At 67.1% G+C, this 7,841-nt stretch carries 8 protein-coding genes; 4 read left to right on the forward strand and 4 right to left on the reverse strand.

Annotated elements, in window-relative coordinates; translation table 11 throughout:
• A partial coding sequence (locus ALA01S_RS29660) for a hypothetical protein (RefSeq protein ID WP_157119390.1) occupies positions 1 to 190 on the forward strand: 190 nt, incomplete at its 5' end.
• Positions 191 to 436: 246 nt separating this feature from the next.
• Here ALA01S_RS29660 and ALA01S_RS33740 read toward each other — a convergent pair.
• Positions 437 to 631 carry a hypothetical protein gene (locus tag ALA01S_RS33740; protein WP_157119391.1) on the reverse strand — a complete coding sequence of 65 codons (195 nt, stop codon included), beginning with the start codon at positions 629 to 631 and terminating at the stop codon, positions 437 to 439.
• Positions 632 to 666: 35 nt separating this feature from the next.
• Here ALA01S_RS33740 and ALA01S_RS33745 point away from each other — a divergent pair, with 35 nt between their 5' ends.
• The gene (locus ALA01S_RS33745; protein WP_157119392.1) at positions 667 to 1,503 is read left to right on the forward strand and encodes a hypothetical protein; all 837 of its coding nucleotides are present in this window, start codon (positions 667 to 669) and stop codon (positions 1,501 to 1,503) included.
• 863 nt (positions 1,504 to 2,366) lie between these two features.
• The gene (locus ALA01S_RS29665) at positions 2,367 to 3,377 is read left to right on the forward strand and encodes an acyl-CoA thioesterase (RefSeq protein WP_066343130.1); all 1,011 of its coding nucleotides are present in this window, start codon (positions 2,367 to 2,369) and stop codon (positions 3,375 to 3,377) included.
• A gap of 41 nt (positions 3,378 to 3,418) precedes the next feature.
• Here ALA01S_RS29665 and ALA01S_RS29670 read toward each other — a convergent pair whose 3' ends face one another.
• Complete coding sequence (locus ALA01S_RS29670; protein WP_066343131.1) at positions 3,419 to 4,462, reverse strand: porin; 1,044 nt, start codon at positions 4,460 to 4,462, stop codon at positions 3,419 to 3,421.
• A 230-nt stretch (positions 4,463 to 4,692) separates the two neighbouring features.
• On the opposite strand from ALA01S_RS29670, the gene ALA01S_RS29675 reads away from it, so the two are divergent.
• The gene (locus tag ALA01S_RS29675; RefSeq protein WP_084268079.1) at positions 4,693 to 5,649 is read left to right on the forward strand and encodes a LysR family transcriptional regulator; all 957 of its coding nucleotides are present in this window, start codon (positions 4,693 to 4,695) and stop codon (positions 5,647 to 5,649) included.
• A 357-nt stretch (positions 5,650 to 6,006) separates the two neighbouring features.
• On the opposite strand, the gene ALA01S_RS29680 is transcribed toward ALA01S_RS29675, so the two are convergent.
• Positions 6,007 to 6,852 (reverse strand): amidohydrolase family protein, encoded by an 846-nt coding sequence (locus ALA01S_RS29680; protein WP_066343132.1) that lies wholly within the window; start codon positions 6,850 to 6,852, stop codon positions 6,007 to 6,009.
• A gap of 7 nt (positions 6,853 to 6,859) precedes the next feature.
• A partial coding sequence (locus ALA01S_RS29685) for a Bug family tripartite tricarboxylate transporter substrate binding protein (protein ID WP_157119393.1) occupies positions 6,860 to 7,841 on the reverse strand: 982 nt, incomplete at its 5' end.

Genomic DNA, 7,841 nt, shown 5'->3' on the forward strand with positions numbered 1-7,841 from the left:
ACTGCTGGGGATGCTGTGGAGCGACTACCAAGCCGGGACGCTGAGCGTGCGCGACCTGGAGAACGCCGCGTTCACCGTGTTCCTGTACGGCCGGATGATTGGGGCGGCTGCGGAGATTGATGACCATCTGAACCGCGGGAGGAATATGGATACGCGGACGCCGGAGGCGGCTTGCGGGCATGTGTTGTGAGTGAGGGGGCTGTCATGGCCTCGCGGTGAATACCGCACCACGCTGTCGGCCAAGTCATAGCCTTGGCCGGCGGTGATCGATCCATTGCCGTGCCTGGCGCGGCAGCAGTGGCGCGGCCCGGCATGGGCCGCGTTGCCATTTCACGGGTGCGCGGCGATACCGCGGCAATCAAATTCCAGCTCTTTCACGCGCAATCTCGGGCCCGCGGGCAGACGGCGTTGCCCCAGCCTGTTGTTGCGCAGCGGCTCAAACCTGTTGCCCAATGCTGAGCCAAGGAAGGGATTCCGTGATTTTTTCCGCGCCGATTTTCTTGGCATGGCGCTTGTCAAGGAAAAGAATGACGTTTGTCCCAGCCAAAGTAGGTTTCTTCGACGTGTACTGCCTGGTGGCGTGGCCATAGATCCACACGCAGGCCGGGCGGTCCGGGCTGATTTTCGTCAAGCCCGAGGCCTGGATTTACTTATTCAGCGGTGAGCTTGGCGATGAAAATCCAGGGTTCGGCGACGTTTATGGCCCCAACAGTGGCCATCATTCTGCGAATGTGGGCTGTCGCAGGCACGCTGTCGTTCATTCTTACCCCGGCTGCAGATGCGCAAACGCAATTCATTCAAGAGTTGAAAGACCTTGAGTCAAAAAATTCGCTCACTCCACTGTTTAAAAAACTGATGTCATTTGAGCCGTTTCAGCGTCTTCCTGACCCGGCGGCAGTTTTTGAAATCAAGGAAACACTGGATTGGCTGCGCCTGCGTGGTTTCTACGATAACGAAAGTGCGCGCTACACATACGCATACTCGGCATGGCTTTGGAACGCAGGCTTCAAGGACAACGCCTCAGCCATGTATTTTTTCGCGGAAATAAAGGCGAGATCTGATGGCTCCCGTTGCGCGGACAAGACTTCACCCCAATCTCGGGTCATTCAGTACGAACAGTTGCTCAGAGGCCCAATCGCGCAATTTCTGAAAACTCAGGACAAGCGCACGAAGGAAAATATATTCAAGCTTGCAACATTGCGATTGGAAGAGCGACTGCCCCTGAGGCAATCTGACGAATGGTTATGCAACGGAGGCATGGCTTTTCTCAAAAAATATGCGGATAAACACGGCAATCTGCCTGACAAGGAAGTGGCAGGCTCATCGGCGAACCTCGGCAGGGCTGTGGTCGTCGAAGACGATTCGATCAAACCGGATTTTGTAGAACAGGCAGAGTGGCAGGTAGAACGTCGGGCAGCAACTGATGCAGCAATCAATGGTCTACGACCATTGTTGTTGGAAATTAATTCTGAACCGACAGTCGACACGGACGCTGCGCTGTAACGACGACAGGCAGCGCTGGTTACTTTCACGTTGGACCTCATGATGAAGCTCCAGTCGGCCGTCTGCCTTCGACTCGACATTGCCAGTTGCTTGGTTGTTCAAAATAGAAGGCCCAGATGAGGCCCAACCCATCAATGCACCGGACCTGTCGCGGTAATCCGCCCGCGCCGATGATTTCAAACGTCGGGTGTTACTGGCGCCACGAGTGATCAGTCCGTTTGGTCACCGAACTGCGCTCCCGCACTTGCGGCAGCTTCATGCGCCTACCCGTCGTGAGCAGCAAGGCCGTCACGGCCCTTTGGTGACGCTCACCCCACGCTGCAGGCCGAATCACACCCCTTCCCGGCCGCAATCCACCGCCACGCCCAGCGCGCCAGCAGCGGCGCAGCCCAACTCAGGCCGCGCGGCAGAAAGTCGGCCGGCTGCGCCACCAAGCCGCAGCGGTAAAGCGAACCCGTATCGCTCCACTGCAACGCCGCGCACCGCCCTTGCCGCCTGCGGCTCACCACCATGCCCAACGGGCAAGGCTCCGCCGCACAGCACACGCCGCAGCCGTTGCAAGACGCGCCCAGCACAGGTTTCGGCGGCGCCTCGGCGTGAAGGTGAATGACGGTGGAGCTGCCGGAACTGCGCATGGGGGCGCATGGTCGGTGCAACCGGGGCGAGCTGATCGCCTGAAAAGCGGCCCATGGAGGCCAAGGCGCCCGCTGACGTGCCGCTACCATGCCGGCCGCCACACGAAACATGCAGTCGCCGGCCCCCGGTGCACGCAAGGAGCAGCACAGCATGCACACGCCCCACAGCCCTCGCCGGCCCAACGCGCCCAAGCCTTCTCAAGCAGCAGCCCGCGGCTGGAGCCGCGCATGAACGACCAACACCGCCCGCTGAATACCGTGCAGCCCGACCTGGCCCCGCCCCGTGCGGGCTGGGACCGGCATGAGCTCGCCCAATTGCTGACGCCGGAGCCCGGCGCCGATGGCGTGCTCGCCAACGACCGTGTCGCCACCAACGTCAACGGCGCCATCTTCGGCGGCCAGCTCATAGGCCAAGCCCTCATGGCCGCCGCTCACGGGCTTGGGCGCGCCATGGCGGCGCACAGCCTGCATCTGAATTTCCTCGCGCCCGGCTTGGCTGATCAACCGCTGCAGTTCGACGTGCGCCGGCTGCTGTCCGGCCTCAACTTCATCACCCAGCACGTCATCGGCCGCCAGGGCGAGCGGCTGGTGTTCAGCGCCAACGTCAGCTTCCATCGCGGCGAGCCGGGGCCGGTGACCGGCTCCACCCTGCCGGACGGCGTGCCGCCGCCTGAAGATTTACCGTCGCTGCGCGAGGCCGTGCAGCACCTGGCCGACCGGCTGGACCCGGCCGCGCGCGAACGCATGGGCGGCTCGCGCTCGCTGGAAATGCGCCCGCTGGACGCCGAGCACTTCCTGCTGCGCCGCGAGCCCAGCGGCACGCTGCGCTACTGGATTCGCGCCAGCGACGAATTGGGCGACGCGCCCAACCTGCACCGCGCCGCGCTGGGCTACCTGTCGGACTACTGGTTCCCCATGGTGGCGCTGGCGCCGCTGCTGGACGCGCGCACCGGCACGGGCCTGTACGTGGCCAGCCTCAACCATGCGCTGTGGTTCCACGCCCCCGTGCGCGCCGACGAGTGGCTGCTGGTGGAAGCGCAGGCCGCCGCCAATGCCAGCGCGCGCGGGCTCACGCAGGGCAAGGTGTGGAACCGGGAAGGCACGCTGGTGGCCAGCGTGGCGCAGGAAAGCCTGTTCCGCGGCTGGGTGCGGGGCGAGGACGGCGCCTTCAGCGCGCCCTACGGCCAGCGCAAGGCCGGCGACGGGGCACTGGCAGTGCGGGCGGCGAAGAAAGCCTGACCCGCGCACGGCCCCGCCAGGGGGCCGATTCGGCCAGGACGTCAGAACCGGTGGCGCAGGCCCACGGACACGCTGGTGGCCGAGTCGCGCGTGCCCATGAAGCGCGGCAGCGGGTAGGCGCCGCTCAGGCGGTTGTTGTCCACCTCGGCGTAGAGGTCCGTGCGCTTGGAAAACAGGTAGTCCAGGCCCACGTAGCCCATCTTGCGCTTGCCGGCGTTCACGTCGCTCTGGCGGTCCTGCGCGTAGTTGGCGGTCAGCACCAGGGTCGGCGTGAGGTTGTAGTTGGCGCCAATGCTGACCACGTCGTTTTCCTGCTGCGGGCCGGTGCCGCGGTCGTTGCGCTTCATGTAGCCCAGGAAAGCCTTGAAATCCTTGGTAAAGAGCCAACTGCCGCCCAGGCCGGCAATGCCGCGCGTGACGGTGTCGCCCGCGTTGTTCACCTCCTGGTAGTAGGCCGTCAGGTCCAGCGGTCCGGCGGTGTAGCTCGCGCCCACGCCGCGCCCGCGGCCGTTGCCCTCGTTGAAGGTGTAGCTGGCGTAAACGCCCACCGGGCCGAACTGCTTGTAGTAGCGGGCCATGTTGTCCTGGCGCGCCACATGGTGGGTGCTGAACATGGAGATGGCATCCAGGTTCGGGTTGGGCTGCGGCTGGAAGCGGCCCGACAGCGGGTGCGCCAGCGTGTACTGGCGGCCCAGCGTCACCAGGCCCAGCGGCGTGTCCAGGCCCACCGAGGCCTCGCGGCCGAACAGGCGCCCGCCCGCCGCGGCCGAGTTGCCGTTGCCGGCGCTGGAGCTGGCGTTGCCCAGGGCGCCGCTGGAGGGATCGAAGCCGTTTTCAAGCGTGAACACGGCCTTCATGCCGCCGCCCAAGTCCTCGCTGCCGCGCAGGCCGAAGCGGCTGCCGACGTAGACGCCATCGTTGAGCGAGGTCACCGACTGGCCGTCCGGGCCGGCGTTGTCGGCGCGGCGCACGCTGGCATCGACGATGCCGTAGACCGTGACGTTGGTTTGGGCCAACGCCAGCGCGGGCAGGCCCAGCAGCATGGTGGTGGCCAGCGTGGCGCGGGCGTGATGTCGAATGGACATGGGTCTCCTTTGGGCTTGTGGTGCAGGCGCCATGAAAACCGTTGATGGAAAAACCATCAACGGAGTTTTCAGCTTGGTGAAGGGATTCAGGCAGTCTTTTGACGCCGGCCGGCGAGCGCGGGCACCGCAACGGGTGTGAGCTTCAATCACCGGCTGCGCGCAAGTATTTGCGCGTGAGGTCTGCACGTCCATTTGATAATTCCTGCCGACCCATTCATGGAGCTTTTGGTATGGACCTGCGCGACCTGCGCTACTTCGAGACAATTGCCGAGCTGCAGCACATAGGCCGCGCGGCACAGCGTCTGCACCGCACGCAGCCCGCGCTCACGAGCTGCGTGCGGCGGCTGGAAGAGGCGTGCGGCGCGCCGCTGTTCGAGAAGTCGGGGCGCGGCATTCGGCTCACGCCCGCCGGCGTGGTGCTGCAGAAGTGGGCGCAGCGCATGCGCTTCGACGTGGAGGACGCCAAGCGCGAGATCGGCGACATCGGCCGCGGTCTCTCAGGTCACGTGCGCGTGGGCGTGGTGCCCACGGCGGCGCAGTTCCTGCTGCCGGCGGTGACGCGGCAACTGCTGGCCGAGGCACCGGCCGTGACCCTGAAAACCGTGGTGGCGCTGGTGGACGCGCTCAAGCCGCAGCTCAAGGCGGGCGAGATCGACCTGATGGTGGCGACGGAAACGCCGGCCGAGGCGGGCTTCGTGTCCCGGCCGCTGGCCGAGGACAACATCGTGGTGGCCGCCAGCGCCGACCACCCGGTGTTCAAGGCGCCGGTGACGATGGCCGACCTCAGCGCCTACCAATGGGTGCTGCAGCCGCCGGGCGCGCCCACGCGCGACTGGCTGGACAGCGCTTTTGATCGCGCGCGGCTGCCGCGGCCGGTGGTGCAGGTGGAAAGCACCATGCTGTTCATGCTGCCGCCGCTGATCGCGGAAACGGGGCTGCTGAGCTTCGTGTCGCGCCACCACGTCGGCGAAGGCACGCCGCTGCGGGAAGTGGTGCTCAAGGAGACGACCATGCGGCGGCGCCTGAGCGTCACTTACAGGGCCGACAGCTACCTGCTGCCGGCGGCGCAGCGGCTCATCGAGCTGTTCGCGGGCGTCCAGGACGGCCAGGCCGACGCAAAGGGACGCGCACGGCGCACGGCGTCTGCGTCGCAACCGCACGCGCGCAAGAAGGCTGCGGCGCCCTGAGGCGGCGTGCGATGCTGCGCCTGCCTGCGGACGGGCGCCGTGCTGGCCGGAGGGATAGTGAGCAGCAGCCCGCCGGAGGCCTGCCCGCAGCGCCCCCCAAGTCGTCATTCCCGCGAAGGCGGGAATCCAGGCGGCCCCACGTCAGAACGCAGAGATAAAGGAGGAAGGCTGTGGTGCTGGACCTTGGGTCGCCGGCTCACGAGCTGCAGGCCGACTTGGGGACCGCCTGGATTCCCGCCTTCGCGGGAATGACGAAGTAGAGGGCGAAACCTCTTGACTGACGGGATGCCAAGTCCTGCATGGCTCTTCTTGGACAGCAGTGCAGACGGGCGTAAACGTGTGCGGCCCGGAAGCCGTTCACTTCAGGCCGTAAAGCGCCTTGGGGTTGTCGTGCAGCACCCGGCGGCGGTCGGCCGTGTCGGGGGTCCAGTCCAACAGGCACTGCCACAGGTCCCCGGTATGCACCACGGCGCCATGCGAGCGCGTATGCGGCCAGTCCGAGCCCCACACCAGCCGCTGGGCGTTGGCGGCCAGCAGCCGCCGGTGCACGGCGCCCGCATCTTCCCAGCCGGGCTGCTGCGAGATGTTGGCCGCGCCCGAGAGCTTGACCCACAGCCAGCCCTCGTCCATCAGGGCGCACAGGGCGTGCATGCCGGCGTGCTGCACGCCCAGCGCCGCCGGGGTGCGGCCCATGTGGTCCAGCACCACCGGCACGCCCGCGGCGCGCAGCGCGGGCGCGATGTCGGCCAGCAGCCGGCTGTCCGTGAGCAGTTGCAGGTGCAACCCATGTGCCCGCAAGCGGGGGGCCAGCGGCGCCAGCGCGTCGGCCAGCATCACGAAGCCGCCCATGCGCCTGGGGTCGCCCAACTCGAAATGCGCCATGCGAACGCCGCGCACGCCGGCTTGCACCAATGCGGCCAACTCGGCGTCGCCCACGTCCGCGCCCACCGCCGCGATGCCCACCACGTCGCCGCCGCCCTCAGCCAGGGCGCGCAGCAGCACGCGGTTGTCCGTGCCGTAGAAGCTGGGCTGCACCACGACACCGCGCGTCACGCCCAAGGGGCCCAGCGTCTGGCGCCAGCGCTCCAGCGGGGCTTCGGCCGCGGTGTAGCTGCGGCCCGGGTGCTGGGGAAAGGCTTCTTGCGGCGCGATGACGTGGAAGTGCGCGTCCACGGCGGCAAAGGGCATGGCGTTGTGCGGCATGGCGGTGTCAGTCCAGCGTGATGTTGGCCTGGCGGACGATGCGGGCCGTGCGCGCCACTTCCGTACGTATGAACTCCGCGTACTGCTCGCGCGTGCCCGGCCGCGCTTGGGCGCCCAGCTTGGCGAACTGATCCTGCACCGCAGGCTGCTGCAGCACCTCGTTGAGCAACGCGTTGAGCTGCGCCGCGACGTCCGGCGCCACCCCGGCGGGCATGACCAGGCCCAGCGTGGTGCTGGCGTCGAAGCCCGGCACGCCGGACTCCGCCAGCGTCGGCACCGCGGGCAGCAGCGGCGAGCGCTTGGCGGTGGTCACGGCCAGCGGGCGCAGCTTGCCGGCCTGCAGCAGCGGCAACAGCGAGGAAAGCTGGTCGATGTGCAAATCCACGTGGCCACCGGCCACATCGGTGTTGGCCGGGGAGCTGCCCTTGTAGGGCACGTGGACGAACTTGATGCCCGCCGCCTCCTGCAACAGCTCGCCCACGATGTGGTTGCCGCTGCCGCTGCCCGCGGAAGCCATGGTCAGCGGCGCCTTGCGCGACTTGGCCAAGTCGATCAGCTCCCGCACGTCACGCACCGGCGAGGACGGGCCGACCACCAGCACCATGGGCACGCTGGCCACCAGGCCTATGGGCGTGAAGCTGCGCACCGGGTCGTAGGGCAGCTTGGGGTACAGCGCCGGGGCCGCGAGGTGGTTGACGGGTGAGGCGATGCCCAGCACGCAGCCGTCCGGCGCGGACTTGGCCACGGCGTCCAGGCCCAGCGTGCCGCCGGCGCCAGCCCGGTTGTCGATGATCACCGGCTGCCCAAGCCGCTTGCCGAGCTCCGGTTGCAGGATGCGCGCGCTCAGGTCCACGTTGCCGCCGGGCGGAAACGGCACCACCAGTTTCACAGGCTTGCCTGCGCAGAGTTGCGGCTGTGCCTGCGCGCCCAGCACCAGGCAGCCCAGCAAGGCCGCGGCCAGCCGGCGCAAGCCGGCACGTTGAAAAAGT

Origin of the sequence: Azohydromonas lata NBRC 102462 (genome assembly GCF_001571085.1) — a bacterium.
In the GTDB taxonomy this organism is placed as follows: domain Bacteria; phylum Pseudomonadota; class Gammaproteobacteria; order Burkholderiales; family Burkholderiaceae_C; genus Azohydromonas; species Azohydromonas lata.

Coding starts and splice junctions, on each gene's coding strand:
- ALA01S_RS29665 (WP_066343130.1), top strand. CDS start 2,367: ATGAACGACCAACACCGCCCGCTGAATACCGTGCAGCCCGACCTGGCC.
- ALA01S_RS29670 (WP_066343131.1), bottom strand. CDS start 4,462: ATGTCCATTCGACATCACGCCCGCGCCACGCTGGCCACCACCATGCTG.
- ALA01S_RS29675 (WP_084268079.1), top strand. CDS start 4,693: ATGGACCTGCGCGACCTGCGCTACTTCGAGACAATTGCCGAGCTGCAG.
- ALA01S_RS29680 (WP_066343132.1), bottom strand. CDS start 6,852: ATGCCGCACAACGCCATGCCCTTTGCCGCCGTGGACGCGCACTTCCAC.